Source organism: Streptomyces sp. BJ20 (genome assembly GCF_022869105.1).
Taxonomy (GTDB): domain Bacteria; phylum Actinomycetota; class Actinomycetes; order Streptomycetales; family Streptomycetaceae; genus Streptomyces; species Streptomyces griseoincarnatus.
The window spans coordinates 3,004,500-3,022,342 of record NZ_CP094918.1 but is presented as its reverse complement, the minus strand read 5'-3'; the positions used below and the strand labels follow the sequence as shown (position 1 = coordinate 3,022,342).

Sequence of the window (17,843 nt, the reverse complement as noted above, 5' to 3'; positions counted from 1 at the left end):
TGTGCGTCGTCGGTCCCGTACAACGTTGTCAAAGAACAGCACTTGGCATAACAGCACGGATCCCTCCATCAGTCCAGGGACATGACAAAGGCCCCGGTCGTCACGCGCGACCGGGGCCTCCGCGGGAGCCGCTACGGCACCAACTGCCCCTTCCCGAGGGCGATCACGCCGCCCTTGGAGACGGTGTACAGCTCCGCGTCACGCTCCGGGTTGACGCCGATCGTCGCGCCCGGCGGCACCTCGACGTTCTTGTCCAGCACCGCCCCGCGCACCACCGCGCCCCGCCCGATGTGCACGTTGTCGTGGAGCACCGACCCCTGGACCACCGCGCCCGGGTCGACGACCACGCCCGGCGAAAGCACGGACCGCGTCACCTGGCCCCGGATCAGGCAGCCGGCGCTGATGATCGACTCGCTGGCGATGCCGCCCGCGTTGAACCGGGCCGGCGAGAGCTGCCCGGAGTGGGTGTAGATGGGCCACTGACGGTTGTAGAGGTTGAACGCGGGGCGCTCGGCGATCAGGTCCATGTGCGCGTCGTAGTAGGCGTCGAGCGTGCCGACGTCCCGCCAGTAGCCCTGGTCCCGGCTGGTCTCCCCCGGCACGTGGTTGGTGCTGAAGTCGTACAGGTGGGCCTCGCCCCGCTCGGTGAGCTGCGGCAGGATCGAACCGCCCATGTCGTGCACGGAGTTCTCGTGCTCGGCGTCCCGCTGGAGCGCCTCGACGAGCGCCTTGGTGGTGAAGATGTAGTTGCCCATGGAGGCGAACACGCAGTCGGGGTCGTCGGCCAGCCCCGGCGGGTCGGCCGGCTTCTCCAGGAAGCGCTCCACGGTGCGCCCGTCCGAGCCCGGGGTGATCACGCCGAAAGAGGACGACTCCGCGCGCGGCACCCGGATCCCGGCCACGGTGACGCCGGCGCCGCTCTCGATGTGCTGGCTGAGCATCTGGCGCGGGTCCATGCGGTACACGTGGTCGGCGCCGAACACCGCCACGTACTCCGGGCGCTCGTCGTAGATCAGGTTCAGCGACTGGAGGATGGCGTCGGCGCTGCCCAGGTACCAGCGGGGGCCGAGCCGCTGCTGCGCGGGGACCGGGGTGACGTAGTTGCCGAGCAGGCTGGACATCCGCCACGTGGTGGTGATGTGCCGGTCCAGCGAGTGGGACTTGTACTGCGTGAGCACACAGATCCGCAGGATGTCGCCGTTCACCAGGTTGGACAGCACGAAGTCGACGAGGCGGTACGTGCCGCCGAAGGTGACCGCCGGTTTGGCGCGGTCCGCCGTGAGGGGCATCAGGCGCTTGCCCTCGCCGCCCGCCAGCACGATTCCCAGGACCGAAGGACCACCACGACGCATGCCCGTCTCCTCACGCCGAGTTTTCCCATGACTGCCCCGGACGGGCCGGGCTAAGCCTGCCGGAGGATCTCCTCGTAGAGTCCGGCCGTACGGCGGGCCACCGCGTCCCAGCCGAACTCGGTGACCGCGCGCTCCCTGCCCGCCTCACCCATGGCCCGCGCGGTCCCGGGGTCGCCGAGCACCACGTCCAGCGCCCGGGCGAGCCCCGCCTCGAAGTCGTCGTCCACGTCCACCAGGAGTCCGGTCCCGCCCTCGTCCACGACCTCCGGGATGCCCCCGACGCGGGAGGCGACCACGGCGGTGCCGCACGCCATCGCCTCCAGGTTGACGATGCCGAGCGGCTCGTACACCGAGGGGCAGGCGAACACGGTGGCGTGCGTCAGCAGCTGGATCACCTCGGGCCGGGGCAGCATCTGCGGGATCCAGTGCACGCCCTCACGCACCCGGCTCAGCTCCTCGTACAGCTCGCGGAACTCCCGGTCGATCTCCGGCGTGTCCGGGGCGCCCGCGCACAGCACCACCTGCGCGGCCGGGTCGACGTGCCGCACCGCCCGCAGCAGATGGGGCACGCCCTTCTGCCGGGTGATCCGGCCGACGAAGAGCACGTACGGCCTGGAGCGGTCGAGTCCGATCCGGTCCAGGGCGTCGGTGCCGGGGTCGGGGCGGTAGAGGGCGGTGTCGATGCCGTTGTGGACGACGTGCACCCTGGCCGGGTCGAGGGCCGGGTAGCACTCCAGGATGTCGTCGCGCATGGCGCCCGAGACGGCGATCACCGCGTCGGCGGCCTCGTAGGCGGTGCGCTCCGCCCAGCTCGACAGGGCGTACCCGCCGCCGAGCTGCTCGGCCTTCCAGGGACGCAGCGGCTCCAGGGAGTGCGCGGTCACCACGTGCGGGATCCCGTACAGGAGCTTGGCGAGGTGGCCGCCGAGGTTGGCGTACCAGGTGTGGGAGTGGACCAGCTCGCGGCCTTCGAGGGCGGCGGCCATGGCGAGGTCCGTCGAGAAGGTGCGCAGGGCGTCGTTGGCGCCGTCGAGCGCGGGCCACGAGCGGTGGCGCAGCACGCCGTCGGAGCGGCCCTCGCCCCAGCAGTGCACCTCCAGGTCCACCAGCGACCGCAGCTCCCGGGCCAGGAACTCCACATGGACCCCCGCGCCGCCGTACACGGCCGGGGGGTACTCCCGGGTCAGCAGTCCCACTCGCACCCTGAACCCCCTGTCTGCGCGGACGTCCCTCCCATGGTCACGCAGACGGGGCGCGCGGGGAAGACCGGGGCGGCCGTACGAAGCAGCAGTCGCCGCAGACGCCTCCGCCGGGCACACGGTAGTACAGGCAGCAGCTGCGGCGGCGGAAGCCCGTGGCGGTGCGGCCGCCCGCGCCGGCGAGGAGGGGATGGGCGAGGAGTTCGCCGGAAAGCCGGGCGGCGCGGGCGGCCGCCTCGGGGCGGGCGTGGCGGGCGATCTCGCGGGCGGCCGCGGCTAGGGCGGAGGCGGCGTTGCCGCGCAGGAGGGCGGGCGCGACACGGTGACGGGCGCGGAGGGCTCCGGAGAGGGGTTCGAGGTGGCCGTGCAGGACGACGGCCGCGACGGTCGCCGCGTCGGCGGGGAGCGGGCGGACCTCGGCGAGCCACAGGTCGTCGGGGGCGCTGCCCTCCGGGTTCCAACGGACCGTGTCGGGGGCGAGGTCGGGGACGGAGTCGTGGAGAGCGGCGCAGCCGAGGGCCACGGACCACAGGCGCGCGGCGAGACCCTGGTGCGCGACGGAGGCGGCGACGCGGGCCTCCCGGGTGCGCAGGGCGGCGGCGACGCGGCGCACGCGGACGGTCAGCGGGTCGGCCTGGTGAACGTCCGGGCCGGCAGGTCCGTATGCCTGGGCGAGCGTGGGAAGGTGACGGTCGGCGTCCTCCCCCGCGCGCAGGGCGAAGAAGCCACCGAGGGCACGGAGGGCGGTGAGGCGGGGGTCGAGGTCCACGACGTGCAGTAGTACCAAGTCCGTCAGGGGTGGTTGTCAGGGGCCTCGGCCTTCCGGCGCCCACCCAGGGGATGACGGGGGCGTCCCCGTACTCCATCGGCAGTAGGACGCATTGGGTGCTCAGGGACGACGACGGGGAACACCCCGACACGGCAAGGTGTTGGTCATGGAAGCCGACCGTTCGCCGCGCCGGGCAGACCGCCCCCGCCTCACGCAGAGGAGCAGCCGATGAGCGCCCTCGCGTTGTCCGTGCTCCTCTCGTTCGTGTCCGCCGTGGCGTACGCCGGGGGCGCGATCGTGCAGGAGCAGGTGGCGCTGTCGTCGTCCGGCGCGCGGCAGTACGCCCCGCTGCGCCGTCCGGCGTGGTGGGCCGCGGTCGCGCTGAACGGTCTGGGCGCGCTCCTGCACGTGGTGGCGCTGGCCTACGGCCCGCTGAGCCTGGTCCAGCCGCTGGGCGCTCTCACGATCGTGTTCGCGCTGCCGATGGCCGCGCTGTTCGTCGGCCGCAAGGCCGGGGCGACCGCCTGGCGGGGCGCCCTGATGGCGACGGTGGGTCTCGCGGGTCTGCTGGCGCTGGTCGGCGCGTCGGGCACGCAGTCGCTGGACGGCCCCCAGCGGCTCGCGGCGGCCGTGGGCACGGCGGCGGCGGTCGTGACGTTGCTGGTCGCGGCGCGCGCGGTGCACCGGCACCCGGCGGTGCGCAGCATCCTGCTGGCGACGGCCGCCGGTGTCGCGTTCGGCATGTCCTCCGTCTTCACCAAGACGGTCGCGGTGGACTGGACGGGCGGGGTGTCGGCGGGCGACCTGCCGTCCCTCGCGGTGATCGGTGTGCTGGCGACGGCGGGCATGCTGCTGTCGCAGGCGTCCTACCGGGGCGCGGGCCTCGCGGCCCCGCTCGCGACGCTCACGGTGGTGAACCCGGTGGTGGCGGCGGCGGTCGGGATCACGATGTTCGGAGAGACCTTCCGGTACGGCACGGCCGGCACGGCGCTGGCGCTGAGCTGTGGGGTGGTGGCGGCGGGCGGCCTGATCCTGCTGACGACGGAGCGGCTGGCGCGGGAGGGCGCCGCGGTTCCCGTGCGGACGCGAGCCGTGGCCGCACCTGTCGCGACCGCCGGGCGGGAGGCGGAGGATGCCGCCGCCGAGCTGCTGCTGGCGGAGCTGAAGGTGCCGGAGGACGTCACGCTGCCGGAGGCCGTCCCCTCGCCGGCCACCGTGCCCGCGGCGGCCGCCGCGGGCACGGTGGACCCGGCGGCGGTGCCGGTCATGCCGTACGCGCCCTTCTACGGCGGCCCGTACGTGCCGGTGCCGGTGGGCGACCGGCACCTCGCACGCGCCAGACCATGACCGCTCGCGTCGAAGCTTGACCGCTCGCGTCAGATCTTGACGCCGCCGGCGCGCAGGTAGGCGAGCGGGTCGACGTCCGACCCCCATCCGGGCCCCGTCCGCACCTCGAAGTGCAGATGCGGGCCCGAACTGTTGCCCGTGGAACCGGACCGCCCGATGCGCTGCCCCGCGCCCACGGACTGGCCGTTCTTCACGGAGATCGCCGACAGATGGGCGTACTGGCTGTACCGGCCGTCGGCGTGCCGCACCACGACCTGATAGCCGAACGACCCCTCCCAGCCCGCGGCGACGACGGTGCCGGCGCCGACCGACTTCACGGGCGTGCCGGTGGGGACGGGGAAGTCCACGCCGGTGTGGTAGCCCTTCGACCAGGCGGACCCGGCCTTGTGGTACGGCGTGCCGAGGGCGGCGCTGACGGGGGCGACGCGCTTGGCGGCGGTGGAGGCGGAACCGGAGCGGTCGGCGCGGTCCTGGGTCCGCTGCTCCGTCTTGGAGGCGGCCTTCTTCTCCGTCTTCTTGCTGTTCTCGCTCTTGGGGGCGGCCTTCTTGCCCGACGGCTTCGGTGACGGGGCGGCAGGCCTGGCGGGCGCCTCGGCCGTGCCGCCGGACGCGGCGGCTTTGCCGGTGAGCCTGAGCCGCTGGCCCGGGAGGATGAGGTCGGGATCGGCGCCGATGGTGGATCTGTTGGCCTCGTGGAGCCCCTGCCAGCCGCCGCGGACGCGTTCCTGCTCGGCGATGCCGGAGAGGGTGTCGCCGCGGACCACGGTGTACATCTCGGCGCGGCCGGCGCGGGCCTGGGGCGTGGTCTGGGGCCGTACGTCCTCGACGGAGGTGCGGCGGTCGTCGCGCTGGGCGCGGTCGGAGCGGCCGGTGGCCGGGCGGATGTCCGGGTCGGCGCCGTCGCGGGTCAGTCCGGCGCGTACCGAGCAGGTGGGCCAGGCGCCGGGGCCCTGTCCGTCGAGGACCTTCTCGGCGATCGCGATCTGCTGGTCCTTGGTGGCCAGATCCGCCCGGGGCGCGTACCGGGCACCGCCGAACGCCTCCCACGTGGACTGGCTGAACTGCAGTCCGCCGTAGTAGCCGTTGCCGGTGTTGACGTCCCAGTCGTTGGTCGACTCGCAGGCGGCGACCTTCTCCCAGGTCTCCACGTCGGCGGCCTGCGCCGTTCCGGTGCCCATGAGCGGCAGGGCCATGCCCGCACCACCGGCGGTGACGGTGAGCGAGGCCCGGTTGATCCTGTTCGGCTGATACCGGCGGTGCCGGCCGCGCACGGCCATGGAATCCCCCTCGACAATGCGTCAGGAGGGGCAAAAGTAAGCGCTGCGAACAGGCCGTGACAAGGCGGCTATCGGCCGCACGGATGCGCCAAATGGCTGGGATGATAAGCCCGTTGCGCCCCTGTTCGCCGTCGGAGGGGAGCGTGCGCGGGCGCCTGCCTCCGGGCGCGGGAGCGTGTCGCGGCGCGCGCCGGACCGGCGCGCGGTGCGGGTGGCCGGCCGCGACGGGACGGGACGGGGCGGGGCGGGCAGCAGGTGACCGGCCGGGACGGTGAGTACGGGGGGCACCTTCGCGCGTATGTGCCTGCGCGGGTTCCGAACGACCCGCGCATGCGCACGCGAGTGCGGCACGCAAGGATGGTCGATGTCAGGACCGGCGGGCGTCACCCGGCAGCACCGGCACCCGGCGGCACCGATACCGAGGTCACCAGGAGTCACCCTTATGAGCAGTTCAGCGCAGATCGGCGTCACCGGGCTCGCGGTCATGGGCCGCAACCTCGCACGCAATTTCGCCCGCAACGGCTACACGGTCGCGGTGCACAACCGGACCGCGTCCCGCACGCATGCGCTGGTGGAGGAGTTCGGGCACGAGGGGAACTTCGTGGCGGCCGAGACGGCGAAGGAGTTCGTGGCGGCGCTGGAGCGCCCGCGACGCCTGGTCGTGATGGTGAAGGCCGGGGAGCCGACAGACGCGGTGATCGAGGAGTTCGCCCCGCTTCTGGAGCCCGGTGACATGATCATCGACGGCGGAAACGCGCACTTCGTGGACACCCGCCGCCGGGAGCGGGCGCTGCGGGAGCAGGGCATCCACTTCGTCGGGATGGGCGTGTCCGGCGGTGAGGAGGGCGCGCTGAACGGCCCGAGCATCATGCCGGGCGGACCGAAGGAGTCGTACGACTCGCTGGGCCCGATGCTGGAGAAGATCTCCGCGAAGGCGAAGGACGGCTCGCCGTGCGTGACGCACGTGGGTCCGGACGGCGCCGGCCACTTCGTGAAGATGGTGCACAACGGCATCGAGTACGCGGACATGCAGCTGATCGGTGAGGCGTACCAGCTGCTGCGGGACGTCGCCGGGTACTCCCCCGCGCAGATCGCGGACATCTTCCGCACCTGGAACACGGGCCGGCTGGACTCGTACCTGATCGAGATCACCGCCGAAGTGCTGTCGCACGTGGACGCGGCGACGGGCAAGCCGTTCGTCGACGTGGTGGTGGACCAGGCGGAGCAGAAGGGCACGGGCCGCTGGACCGTGCAGATCGCCCTGGACCTGGGCGTGCCGGTCTCGGGCATCGCGGAGGCGGTGTTCGCCCGCTCGCTGTCGGGCCACGCGGCGCTGCGGGAGGCCTCGCAGGGCCTGGCGGGCCCGAAGCCGACGCCGATGAGCGAGACGGAGGCGTCGGCGTTCGCCGACCGGGTGGAGCAGGCGCTGTACGCGTCGAAGATCGTGTCGTACACCCAGGGCTTCCACCAGATCGCCGCCGGCAGCGAGGAGTACGGCTGGGACATCGACCTCGGCGCGGTGTCGGCGATCTGGCGCGACGGATGCATCATCCGCGCGGCGTTCCTCGACCGTATCCGGGCCGCGTACGACACGCGGGCGGACCTGCCGAGCCTGCTGTCGGACGAGACGTTCGCCCGCGAGATCGCGGAGGCGCAGGACGACTGGCGCGAGGTCCTGGTCGCGGCGACCCGCCAGGGCGTCCCGACGCCCGGCTTCGCGGCGGCCCTCGCCTACTACGACGCGCTCCGCGCGGAACGCCTCCCGGCGGCCCTGACCCAGGGCCAGAGGGACTACTTCGGCGCCCACACATACCGCCGCGCGGACCGCGACGGCTCCTTCCACACGCTGTGGGGCGGGGACCGGTCGGAGGTCTCGGCGTAAGGGTAAGGGCCGGCCCTCTCCCGACCGTGCGGGCGGGTGGGGGCGGGCCGCGCGGTTCCCCGCGCCCCTCCGGGCGCGGTGGCGTCCCCCTCAAGGGGCGCGGGGAACTGCGCGAACAACCCCCACGCACCCGCACGGGCAGGGGGGTACGGGGCCACGCCTCAGCTCCCGACGCAGCGGAACTGCCACACCCCAAGGGGCGCGGGGAACTGCGCGAACAACCCCCACGCCCCGCACCTGCGGAAACCTCAAGTGAGCGGAGGCCCAGGCTCCGGACTCGGCACCGGCTCCGGCCCCGGAGGAATCGGAGACGGCGACGGCTCAGGCGGCGGCCCCGGCTGCGGCGGGTTTGGCCCGGGCGGCCCAGGCCCAGGCCCGGGCGGCGGCTGCGGCGGCTCAGGAGCAGGCCCCGGCTCAGGGGGCGACGGCTGTGCGGGATCCGGCCCTGGAGCGGGACCGGGCGTGGGCCCCGGCGGCACAGGATCCGGGTTCGGGTTCGTCATGACGCGTGTCCTCCGACCGTCCGGTCGACGTGACGTGTGCTCCGGACTACTTCCCCGCATACCCGACGCCACCGCGCACAGTCACCCGGGTCACCCGGGCGCGTGACGCGGGGACGCCCGCCCGGCCGTCCCCGACGTACCCCTCAGAACCGCCCGGGATGCGCGGCAAGCCACTCCTTTGCCGCGCGCAGCAACGCCGGATCGGCCGCGGGCGCTTCCTCCGGATGCCGCGCGGCCCACCGGACGACGTACGGACACAGCGGCGCGACGACGACATCCTCGCGAGCCGCGAGGGCGTACAGCTCACGGGCGAGCGACCCGGCGATGCCCTTGCCCTCATGGGCGGGCTCGACGACGGTGTGCACCGGCACCAGAGCAGGGGCCGGCTCGTCGAGAACGAAGTACTCGATCCGCCCGACGACCTCACCGTCCGCGACCGCCTCGAGGCGCCCGGCGTCCCGGTCGTCGCGGATCTCGATCTCGTCCATACCCGTCGCTCCCCTGTTCTTCGGTTGTCGCCCCGACGCCACTCACGCCGTGGCCGTGGCCACCGCCTGCGGGCTGCGCTCCTGGTCCGATCCGGGTACCGGCTCGGAGGGGTCGGCGCCGAGGGCGACGATCCGGTTGCCGGCGTCCACATGGACGACGCGCGGTTCCAGTGCCCGCGCCTCGGCGTCGGTCACCTGGGCGTAGCTGATGATGATCACGAGGTCACCCGGGTGCACGAGGTGGGCGGCGGCCCCGTTGATGCCGATCACACCGGACCCGCGCTCCCCCTCGATGACGTAGGTCTCGAGCCGGGCGCCGTTGGTGATGTCGACGATGTGCACGAGCTCACCGGGCAGCAGATCGGCGGCGTCGAGCAGGTCCGCGTCGATCGTCACGGACCCCACGTAGTGCAGGTCGGCCTGGGTGACGGTGGCACGGTGGATCTTGGACTTGATCAAAGTTCGCAGCACTTTGGACTCCTAGAAGACGGCTCCCCGCCTGCTTTCTGCAGGTCAGGGGCGTTGTTCACTGTACACCGACACTCCTCACACTCGAAGATGCTGAGGAACATCGATCCCTCTTGGGCAAGAAGGTTCCCCATCTGCGCTTCCGCATAGAATCCGGCTGTTGTGCCATCGCCGCCCGAAGACCCGCTCGAGCACCTGCCTCGGAGTATGCGAGGACTCATGCTGACCAGATGCTGACTTACCTGACGATGCGCCAGGTAAGTACTTCGTTGAACACTGAGCCATCTGCATCGACTTGAAAGTCGTTCGACGAACCCGGCAGCCTGGAGCTTCATCCGGCCCCAGAGCACTAGTACTGCAGCCGCACTTGCTGTGGCTGGCGGTCCGGCTGGTCGTTGAGCTGATCACGGGTGGGGCGGCACGGTGGGCCCTCCCCGGCCTTCTCACCGCTCCAGCTGGAATCGGCTTCTGACCGCCGCAAGCATCTGGCGGTGTGCGCCCCAATCAGGCTGAGTCACGATGGGCACGGTGACGAAGACCTGTGAGCCAGTGACGTCGCAAACGCTCACGTCCGTGCACCCGCTCTCGTTCTCCTCTGTGGGGTCGATCATGATCCGCGGGGAGCGTCCGCTCTCCAGCCAAGTAGCCTTCCTTCCGGCCGCGAGAGACTCCAGAACCTCGGCCCAACTGTCGAGGTCATACGCGTTGAGATACAGCTCGACGCGACCACTGACGAATCCGGTGCTGACCACAATCTCAGCGTGGAGGGCGTCGTACTGGTCGGTGCCGGAGAAGCTCATTCCTCCGATGACGCACAGGGAGACGCTCTGCTCCTCGTCCGAAAGGCAGATCAGCTTAAGTGGGCTGGAATCGGGCACGTCGGTACTGACCCCTTCTGTGTGATGCGTACTCATAGACTGCACGGCGGCTATGGCGGCCGGTGGCCACGGCAGCGGTAGTGGCTGAGGCGGGCTCGGTACTGGTGGCGGCGGCGCCAGCGGGACCAGTGCAGGATGTGTCCGGCTTCGTGTCGGACGGTGTGGACGACCTTGGCAAGCAGGCGGCGGATTTCGTTCACGCTCAGTCGTATCAGGTCGCGATTACCTCCCCCTTTTCACCGGTGGTGACGCGGAGTGCGGTCAGGTGGGCGGCGGCTGCCATGGCCAGGGTGATGTGCCGGTACCAGGCGCGGTAGTGGCGGACCTGGTAATGATCCAGGCCGGCCTCGTTCTTGGCGGCCTGGAAGCACTCCTCGATCGCCCAGCGGGCCCCGGCGGCCCGCACGATCTCCGCCAGCGGCGTGTCGAGCGGCGCGTGCACCAGGTAATACGCCCGCTCGCCGGTCGTTGGGTGGCGGCGGATCAACAGCGAGATGGTGAAGCCGTCGGCGGCCTCGCGGTCCGGCACTGGCAGGAGGGTCCAGGCGTACTCGCGCAGCCCATGGGCGCCGTCGCCCGCCGAGCGGATCTCCCAGACGTGCTCGGGCAGAATCGCCGCCAGGGTGCGGGCGTTCTGCCCGCGCGGCCCGAGTCGGTGTTTGTAGCCGATGGCCAGTACGTAGGCCAGGCGTTGGCCGGTCAGCCAGGCCCGCAAAGCGGGGTTGTCACCGTAGACCTCGTCCCCGGCCACCCAGCGAAACGGCACGCAGGCCGCCACCGCCCGCTCAAGCAGCGCCTTGGCCAGGGCGGGCTTGGTGGCGAACGCGACGTTCTCGCCGATCCGCGCGTCCGCCCGGCGCTCGGCGTCTTCCGTCCAGGAAGTGGGCAGGTACAGCTCGCGGTCGATCAACGCACGGCCTGTAGTAGAGGCGTAGGCGAGGAACACCCCGAGCTGACAGTTGTCGATCTTTCCGGTGGTGCCGGTGTATTGGCGTTGCACCCCGGCGGACCGGACGCCCTTCTTGATGAACCCGGTCTCATCCAGGATCAACACGCCGTCATCCGCCGCGAGATGCTCCAGTACGAACGAGCGGACCTCGTCGCGGACTGCGTCCGCGTCCCAGTCTGCCTGGTTCAACAGGCGCTGCATGCCGTCCGGGCACCGCTCGCCGGCCTGCTCGGCCAGCGTCCAGCCGTTTTTGCGCTCCAGCGGCGCCAGCAGCCCCCGCAGATACTCGCCCGCCCGATGGCGAGGCTCTGACCTGCGAAAATGCTGACCGATCCGGTCCTGTAGCACCTCCAGCCCCGCCGCCCAGCCCCGCACATCGTCAACCGTGACGTCCCCACCCATGTCCGACTCAACGAGTGTCCGACCCACCCGTCACAACTGCGGCTGCAGTACTAGGCGGTCGAGTGGACCCGCCACTGGCTGCCCCACCGTCGCCTGTGGAGCACTCGGTCCGGGCAGCCTCGTGGTTCACACCAAACCAGGATCCCGACTGTGACCAATCGATCACGATCGCTACCTCCTGGTGGGCAGCTGCGTTCCGGCCGCCTGCCCAGACTGCTACTCCAAGCCGCAAGAAAACGACAAGGAGAAGGCAGTGGAAGAACCCGAGTCGCAGAACGTCCCGCTGCACGTCTCGACAACAACCGGCGCACCTGCGAGTGAGCCGTTCCGGGTTCGGCAGAGAGCTCGGAGTGTCCTGAGTTTGATGGAGTCGTGTCGCTTGGTTTTACGCTACAGGTGCTGCACGTAGTTCGTACTCGACCGGAGTGAGCATCTCCAGGGCCGAGTGCCTGCGCTGGCGGTTATGAAAGATTTCCAGGTACTCGAAGAGTGCCGTGGACAACTCCAGCCTGGTCCGCCAGCGCCAGCGGTTGAGCAGTTCTACCTGGACCCGGGCCCAGAAGGACTCCATCATCGCGTTGTCCACGCAGTCCCCGATCGAGCCCATGGACGGTAGGAGACCGGAGGCGCGGGCTCGTTCGGTGAACACCCAGGAGCCGAACTGGGTGAGTTCAACCGGTCGATGCAACATCGGGTTGTTGAAGTGAGCGTAACTGCTCATCGAAGACTTCGGCGGGGGTCTTCCAGCCGAGGATCTTGCGGGGCCGATTGTTGAGTGCGTACGCGACGACGGCTTCGAGGTCTTCGGCGGACCACCGAGACAGATCTGTACCTTTCGGGAAGTACAATGGCCGGGGACAGCGCGGTCGTCGGCCTCGGCAGGGCGTTCGCTCAAAACGACGTCAGCGGTGACGTGGCCCTGCGGCTTGTTTCGGGACCGCGCCCTTGGTTCCCGCAGCGCACGCCCCGTGCGCAGACACGTGACCAGCTCGCGCTTGAGCGCGCCTCGGCCCTCGATGAACAGCGACTGGTAGATCGCCTCATGGCTGATGCGCATGGGCTCATCATCAGGGAAATCGACCCGCAGCCGGCGTGCGATCTGCTCCGGACTCCATGCCGTTGACCACCGCCTGTCCTGGCTACGGGGCTTGTTCAAGCCCTTCCACGGCGGCGTCGCAGGACCTGGAACGATCGTGCCGTCGGGTCGGCGCACGTCACCAGCGAGTCGGTCCTGCACGTACTCACGCAAACGGTCGTTGCCCGCGAGCTTCACCGTCTTCGGGCGCTTCGCGGCCTGCTGCGCCTTCCACTGGGCCACCACGGCGCGGTAGACCGGCTTACCGCCCCTGGTTGCGGCGTTGCGACGCAGCTCGCGAGAGATCGTTCCCGGGTCACGCCCGATCGTGCGGGCGATCTCACGCACGCCCTTGTGCTGAGCCTTGAGCAGTGCGATCTCCTCGCGTTCGGCGAACGACAGGTAGCGGCCCGAGGGCGCGTCCAGACTCAGCGGCGCCATCCCGCCAGCATGTCGGAACCATCGAATCCCGACCGGTGCCGACACGCCGACCCCCTTGGCGGCCTGGACAGAGGTGATCCCGGATGCAATCAGGCGCCAGAACTCCCGCTGCACAGCGCGCGATGGCTCAGGCCGACCCGGTGAGCGCATCGGCGGCCGCATCGCCCTATCCGCGGCCCATTGCCGCCGCGCACCGGGTGGCGCCTGCGGCATCTGCTTCCTCGGTAGTCCCATTGCACACCTCTGCGCTCAAAGGTGTTGCGACGATCGGTTGAATTCGCCCTGCACTCCGTGATCGGAGTGGATGATGGTGCCGCCGGGCTGGGGATGGCGGTTGCCGATGGCCATGCTCAGTGCATGGGTGGTCAATGCGGCGGTCGGAGACGCGTCGATGGACCAGCCCACCACTCGGCGGGCGAAGACGTCCAGGACCACAGCGCAGTACACCTTGCCCTCCATCGGGGGGTGTTCGGTGATGTCGGTGACCCACAGCTGGTCCCGGGCGTGACGGGTGAAGTTGCGTTCCACCAGGTCGGCGACCGACGGTGTCTGCAACCTGGGCCGCCGACGGGCTCGGTTGCCCGGCAGGCCGTGCAGGCCGGCCCGCCGCATCAGCAGTTCCACGGTGCCGTGGTGCGCGTGGATGCCCAGACCCAGGGCGAGCTCGGCGTGCACCCGGCGGGAGCCGTAGGTGCCGCGTGAGGCGGTGTGGATGCCGATGATGGCCTCGGTCAGCCAGGCGTGCCGGACCGTGCGGGCCGAGGGCGGGCGGTCCTTCCAGGCGTAGTAACCGGACTCCGCGACGTGCAGTGCGCGGCTGGCCAGCTGGACCGGCAGGCCCTCGTCAGCCATCACGCGGATGGCTTCGTACCGCCTTTTGGGCGGGTCGCCTCGCCGAGGAGTTCCGCGGCCCGGCGGTGGATGGCTAGCTCGGTCTCAAGCTCGGTGATGCGCTTACGAGCCGTGACCAGCTCAGCCTGATCACCGCTGGTAGTACCGGGGATCTGCCCGGTGTCGATCAGATGCTGGCGGCGCCAGTTGTAGATCGTCTGGTCGCTGACACCCAGGAGCTGGGCGACCTCGGCGACCTTGCGGCCGGATGCGACAAGGTCGAGGACCCGGCGGCGGAATTCGGGCGGATAGCTGCGGGGCATGGTGGCCTCCGGATGCTGCTGGATCAGTCAATTCTCCAGCAACCCGACTCCATCAGACCCGGGGCAGACCAGAGTCCCTACCGAACCCGGAACGGTTCATCAGCGAAAGCACCGCGGTGAGTGTCTACGACGTCACCGCTTCTCAGATCTATGTCACCATGCCGGTCGCAGCCCCGTCAGACTGGATCGAACGTCACCGCGCCCTGCTCGTGACCGTCAGGAACCGCCTTCCCTAGTGTCACGTGGCGTAGCCCTTCCCATACCGAGTTCATCCAGAGTTCCTCGGATACGACCGTCTTGTCGGCCTCACTGTGAAGTCACCACCAGGAGCGCCAGGCCGGGGCGGGAGACGGATCCCAGACTCACTCCCTCTCGTCGGACGCGAAGCGACCGTATGCCTCCAGGCGCTCGCCGGCGCCGCCTGCCCGCCACTCCCCGGTGTCCAGGTCGAAGGGGACCGGAACGTCGCCCTCGGCCTCGGGGGTGAAGGGCATACCCACGGTGTCCCAGACAAAGGCGTGCAGGAACTCGGTGAAGCTCCCGTCGAAGTACGCCAGGTCCGAGCCACGGCCAGGGCGCCCGGCGATGGTCCAGTGGTCAGGGTCATCGCCGGACGTGACCCAGTACAGCCCGTCGCCGCCCGTGGTGAAACCCCAAGGCAGCCACCCGCCCTGCTCGGGAAACAGCGGTATGCGCGGGCTCGCCTTGGAATCGATCTGCTTCAGGAGCCGCGCCCCGTGGTGCTCCCTGGCGAGGCGGGCCGCCAGCTCGGTGTTGCTGTTCTCGACGCCGGGCACGCAGACGATGAGGTACTCGTCGAAGTCACCGGGACCGAACCAGTAGACGTACTGCTTGTAGTCCGCCGGCAGCCGCGTACCGACGGCCGCCTCGGCCCGTTCCCAGTCCACCAGATAGCGGCGCGGGCCGGACAGTCCCGCGTCCCGGGCCAGTTGCTCGATGCTCTCGGTGCGGCTCATGGTGCGACTCCATTGTCGGGCGACAACCCGTCCGGCGTGTTGTACACGGTCCAGCGCGAGAAGGATCCTCTGCTGTCGAGAGCGTGCAGGTCGATGGTGCGGGGCACGGGATTGTTGCCCTCGTAGCGGGGAAGGGCATCGTCATAGCTCGAGCCGACCCGGCCCGTATTGCGGCGGATACGGAGACTTGCGTCCCACCTGGACAACCCTCCCTGGACCTCAAGATCCATTGTCAGGGCGTTCCCTCCAAAGGATCAGCCTCGGACGACGCGGTCACCCTGAGATGGATCCAGGTTCAGTCGAAGTCGAGCGTCGGCGCTTCCCGCGGGAAATCCGGTGGCAGTCCGTCAGGAGAAACCGTCCCGGCCAACAGCCCCGCCAGGTACTCCGTAACGGTCCCCTGGTATGCGCACCAGTCATCATTGTGCCCACTGACCAGGATCGTCCAGGCATCCGGATGTCCACCGGTCATACGCCAGTAGAACGTATCGCCCTCCGCCGAAGTGCCCCAGGGGAACAGTCCACCGGGCTCGGGATAGGGCACGTGTTCATGCGACATGCCCGAGTCACGCAGGTCCGCCAGCTCATCAAGTGTTTCGCGAACGCCGGCCGTGAAGAAACGCTCACCGCCCGGCTCCGGGATATGCACCGAGAGGAAGTCGTCCAGGGAGAACCGCGGATAAGCCTCAGCAAGTTCGATGAAGTCGGACGGCAACCGGGTTCCCAAGTCGCTCTCGATGGAGACCCAGTCGATACCTCGCCCGCCGGCGATCCGGTGCTCGCGCAACCGAGGCAGCACTCGTTCCAGGTCCGTGAGCATCAGCACGTCACCTGCGGTCCGGGACGATTCTCCACGAACTTTCCACTGAACAAGACATTTCCCTTCGCGATCGCGGTCATGTGAATTGCGGTAGGCAAGTTTTCGCGACCGTTTCCATAGATCAACTGGCCGGAGTATAGCAGCGTGTCGCCCGAAGCCAGCGCGCCTGCCATTCTGTTCTCACAGCGTTTCATTCCAGGGTCGTTCATCTGCTTGAAACCGGTGAAGATATTCTCCCTGATCCACTTTCCGTTGAATCGGTCACCGAGAATGTGCGAGCGGTTGAATACGTACTTGCCCTGACGGTCCTTCGCGGAGACGTACCCGGGCGGCTCCCAGGTGCCCGAGCGTGGCGACCGAGAGTTCTTTGGCTTGAGGTCCTGGGGGCACAGCAGCGCGGTCACGCCCGTAGGGGCACCATCGACCAGGGGGCCATAGTAGTGCCGTTGCTCTCTGGACAGCGAGCAGGGGGCATTCCGTGTGCCGTATCCGTTCGCGGGGCCAGTGCCGGGCGCCGGTGACTGCGATACCCCCGGCTGAGGGGTGGCGACCGCGTCGGGAAAGTATTTGAAGTACCCGCGCAATTGTTCGGGGGTCAGCTTCAGGTCCTTCTGGGCCCGGGTGAACGCGTCGTCGACGAACTTCTTGTGCGCTCCGTCCGTCGTGGCACTCGTGACCGGCCGTGCCGCTTCCTTACTCAGCGCCTCCGCGATCATCTCCGCCCACGGCGGCGGGGGTGGGGGTGGCGGCGGGCCAAAGTCGGCACAGGCGTAGCCGCACGGGCCGGCGCCTGTTCCTCCGCCGCCGCCTCCGCCACCGCTGGCGCCGCCACCCGGCCAGTAGCCGGTGCGCACAAGGTAGCTCTTGCCCGTGTTCTGCCGGACTGGGCTGACGACGGCTCCGCGGTACGTGCCGGTGGAGTAGTCGTTGTAGTGGCGGACCGGGGCCAAGTGGGTCTTCTTGTTCGCCTGGCTCCGGTACAGGTCGAACGCCTCCCAGGCCCAGCCGATCGGCCCGAGGGCCCTCTTGCCGAGGAAGCGCGTCGCCTTGCCGGGGTTCTTAGCAAGCCATCGGACGCCGGACTTGGCCTTCTTGCCCGCCGTGTTGGCGTAGTGCTCCGCCTGGCGGATGCCCTGCTCGATGTACCGCGTGGGGATGCACACCCCCCAAAGGCAGGGCGCATGCCCGCTGGGGTCCGTGTTCACCAGCGGATCGCCGTTGCCGTATCCATACCGGTTGGCGTTGACGGACGGCACCGGGTTGAGAGTCCAGGAGTCCCGGGAGGAGAATCCGCCGGTCGCCGGGTCGTACCAGCGGGCGTGCATGTTGACCTGGCCGGTGGCCGGGTCGGTGTACTCGCCCTGATAGCCCAGCACGCCCGCAGTGCCCGACCGCGCGGTGACCTCGCCGAACGGCGAGTAGCCGGTCGAGCCCGACACCGCGCCCGTGGCCGGGTCGAAGGAGCCGGTCACATCGTCGTGCAACCCCGACAGCAGCGCGGTCGCGTTCGTGCCGTCCGCGTCCGCCGAGGACAAGGCGCTCCCCTACACCACGTCAAGGGACATAACCCAGAAGCGCCCTCGGGACGGTTGCCGGCAAGGCAATCAGGGTACGTCAACGCCCTGTTGCGGGAGTGCTTTGGCTGGCTTTCAGTGGGGCCTGCACTCGCAGTCATCAGCTTAGTACAGGTCCACGACGGCCTCTCGGGTGAGAACGGCCGCTTCCGCAGGCATCCGGCACTTCTCCGCGAGGGACGCCGCAGATTCGGGGATGGTGTGCAGCAGGAGGGGGGGCCTCCTCGGCGGGGACCTTACTCATAGCTCTCAAGTTCTGTGCGCTCGACATGGTCAATGAAGCCGGGG

At 69.8% G+C, this 17,843-nt stretch carries 15 protein-coding genes and 2 pseudogenes; 2 read left to right on the top strand and 15 right to left on the bottom strand.

Annotated elements, in window-relative coordinates:
- Positions 1-131: 131 nt before the first annotated feature.
- From glgC to MTR79_RS13645, 3 genes are read right to left on the bottom strand one after another with little or no spacing between them, the layout of a single operon-like run.
- Complete coding sequence (gene glgC, locus MTR79_RS13655) at positions 132-1,352, bottom strand: glucose-1-phosphate adenylyltransferase (protein ID WP_086702767.1); 1,221 nt, start codon at positions 1,350-1,352, stop codon at positions 132-134.
- Positions 1,353-1,402: 50 nt separating this feature from the next.
- Positions 1,403-2,554 (bottom strand): glycogen synthase, encoded by a 1,152-nt coding sequence (gene glgA, locus MTR79_RS13650; RefSeq protein ID WP_086702769.1) that lies wholly within the window; start codon positions 2,552-2,554, stop codon positions 1,403-1,405.
- 37 nt (positions 2,555-2,591) lie between these two features.
- Complete coding sequence (locus tag MTR79_RS13645; RefSeq protein ID WP_244790385.1) at positions 2,592-3,320, bottom strand: (2Fe-2S)-binding protein; 729 nt, start codon at positions 3,318-3,320, stop codon at positions 2,592-2,594.
- Between the two features lie 228 nt (positions 3,321-3,548).
- Between MTR79_RS13645 and MTR79_RS13640 the strand changes: the two genes are divergently transcribed.
- Positions 3,549-4,667 carry a DMT family transporter gene (locus MTR79_RS13640; protein ID WP_244790383.1) on the top strand — a complete coding sequence of 373 codons (1,119 nt, stop codon included), beginning with the start codon at positions 3,549-3,551 and terminating at the stop codon, positions 4,665-4,667.
- 29 nt (positions 4,668-4,696) lie between these two features.
- On the opposite strand, the gene MTR79_RS13635 is transcribed toward MTR79_RS13640, so the two are convergent.
- Entirely contained in the window at positions 4,697-5,944 is a 1,248-nt protein-coding gene (locus tag MTR79_RS13635; protein ID WP_086705078.1) for a transglycosylase family protein, read from the bottom strand.
- 442 nt (positions 5,945-6,386) lie between these two features.
- Between MTR79_RS13635 and gndA the strand changes: the two genes are divergently transcribed.
- Positions 6,387-7,826: an NADP-dependent phosphogluconate dehydrogenase gene (gene gndA, locus MTR79_RS13630; protein ID WP_121721454.1), complete on the top strand. Its 1,440-nt coding sequence runs from the start codon at positions 6,387-6,389 to the stop codon at positions 7,824-7,826.
- Between the two features lie 646 nt (positions 7,827-8,472).
- Here gndA and MTR79_RS13625 read toward each other — a convergent pair.
- The 11 genes and pseudogenes from MTR79_RS13625 to MTR79_RS13575 all read right to left on the bottom strand — a co-directional run bounded on the left by MTR79_RS13625 (position 8,473) and on the right by MTR79_RS13575 (position 17,516).
- Positions 8,473-8,817, bottom strand: coding sequence for a GNAT family N-acetyltransferase (locus MTR79_RS13625; RefSeq protein ID WP_244790381.1), 345 nt, complete (start codon positions 8,815-8,817; stop codon positions 8,473-8,475).
- A gap of 42 nt (positions 8,818-8,859) precedes the next feature.
- A complete protein-coding gene (panD, locus tag MTR79_RS13620) occupies positions 8,860-9,288 on the bottom strand; it encodes an aspartate 1-decarboxylase (protein WP_244790379.1) in 429 nt (142 codons plus the stop codon).
- A gap of 440 nt (positions 9,289-9,728) precedes the next feature.
- A complete protein-coding gene (locus MTR79_RS13615; RefSeq protein ID WP_137211221.1) occupies positions 9,729-10,163 on the bottom strand; it encodes a DUF5959 family protein in 435 nt (144 codons plus the stop codon).
- Between the two features lie 211 nt (positions 10,164-10,374).
- On the bottom strand, positions 10,375-11,514 hold the full coding sequence (locus tag MTR79_RS13610) for an IS701 family transposase (RefSeq protein WP_244788727.1): 1,140 nt from the start codon (positions 11,512-11,514) through the stop codon (positions 10,375-10,377).
- Between the two features lie 385 nt (positions 11,515-11,899).
- Positions 11,900-12,178, bottom strand: a pseudogene (locus MTR79_RS13605) (integrase core domain-containing protein); the annotation flags it as partial.
- A 7-nt stretch (positions 12,179-12,185) separates the two neighbouring features.
- Positions 12,186-13,030: pseudogene (locus tag MTR79_RS13600) on the bottom strand (helix-turn-helix domain-containing protein).
- 249 nt (positions 13,031-13,279) lie between these two features.
- On the bottom strand, positions 13,280-13,882 hold the full coding sequence (locus MTR79_RS13595; protein WP_244790377.1) for an IS3 family transposase: 603 nt from the start codon (positions 13,880-13,882) through the stop codon (positions 13,280-13,282).
- Positions 13,882-14,184 (bottom strand): transposase, encoded by a 303-nt coding sequence (locus MTR79_RS13590; RefSeq protein ID WP_156699038.1) that lies wholly within the window; start codon positions 14,182-14,184, stop codon positions 13,882-13,884. Before MTR79_RS13590 ends, MTR79_RS13595 begins: the two co-directional genes overlap by 1 nt.
- Before the next feature lie 362 nt (positions 14,185-14,546).
- Positions 14,547-15,161 (bottom strand): hypothetical protein, encoded by a 615-nt coding sequence (locus MTR79_RS13585; RefSeq protein ID WP_244790375.1) that lies wholly within the window; start codon positions 15,159-15,161, stop codon positions 14,547-14,549.
- A gap of 295 nt (positions 15,162-15,456) precedes the next feature.
- Positions 15,457-15,981: an SMI1/KNR4 family protein gene (locus MTR79_RS13580; RefSeq protein WP_244790373.1), complete on the bottom strand. Its 525-nt coding sequence runs from the start codon at positions 15,979-15,981 to the stop codon at positions 15,457-15,459.
- Positions 15,981-17,516 carry an RHS repeat-associated core domain-containing protein gene (locus MTR79_RS13575; protein WP_244790370.1) on the bottom strand — a complete coding sequence of 512 codons (1,536 nt, stop codon included), beginning with the start codon at positions 17,514-17,516 and terminating at the stop codon, positions 15,981-15,983. Before MTR79_RS13575 ends, MTR79_RS13580 begins: the two co-directional genes overlap by 1 nt.
- Positions 17,517-17,843 lie beyond the last annotated feature (327 nt).

Excerpts from the sequence above, each read along its gene's own strand:
- MTR79_RS13635 (WP_086705078.1), bottom strand. The coding sequence starts at position 5,944 with ATGGCCGTGCGCGGCCGGCACCGCCGGTATCAGCCGAACAGGATCAAC.
- MTR79_RS13585 (WP_244790375.1), bottom strand. The coding sequence starts at position 15,161 with ATGAGCCGCACCGAGAGCATCGAGCAACTGGCCCGGGACGCGGGACTG.
- MTR79_RS13580 (WP_244790373.1), bottom strand. The coding sequence starts at position 15,981 with ATGCTCACGGACCTGGAACGAGTGCTGCCTCGGTTGCGCGAGCACCGG.
- MTR79_RS13610 (WP_244788727.1), bottom strand. The coding sequence starts at position 11,514 with ATGGGTGGGGACGTCACGGTTGACGATGTGCGGGGCTGGGCGGCGGGG.
- glgC (WP_086702767.1), bottom strand. The coding sequence starts at position 1,352 with ATGCGTCGTGGTGGTCCTTCGGTCCTGGGAATCGTGCTGGCGGGCGGC.
- MTR79_RS13625 (WP_244790381.1), bottom strand. The coding sequence starts at position 8,817 with ATGGACGAGATCGAGATCCGCGACGACCGGGACGCCGGGCGCCTCGAG.
- MTR79_RS13595 (WP_244790377.1), bottom strand. The coding sequence starts at position 13,882 with ATGGCTGACGAGGGCCTGCCGGTCCAGCTGGCCAGCCGCGCACTGCAC.
- gndA (WP_121721454.1), top strand. The coding sequence starts at position 6,387 with ATGAGCAGTTCAGCGCAGATCGGCGTCACCGGGCTCGCGGTCATGGGC.
- MTR79_RS13590 (WP_156699038.1), bottom strand. The coding sequence starts at position 14,184 with ATGCCCCGCAGCTATCCGCCCGAATTCCGCCGCCGGGTCCTCGACCTT.
- MTR79_RS13640 (WP_244790383.1), top strand. The coding sequence starts at position 3,549 with ATGAGCGCCCTCGCGTTGTCCGTGCTCCTCTCGTTCGTGTCCGCCGTG.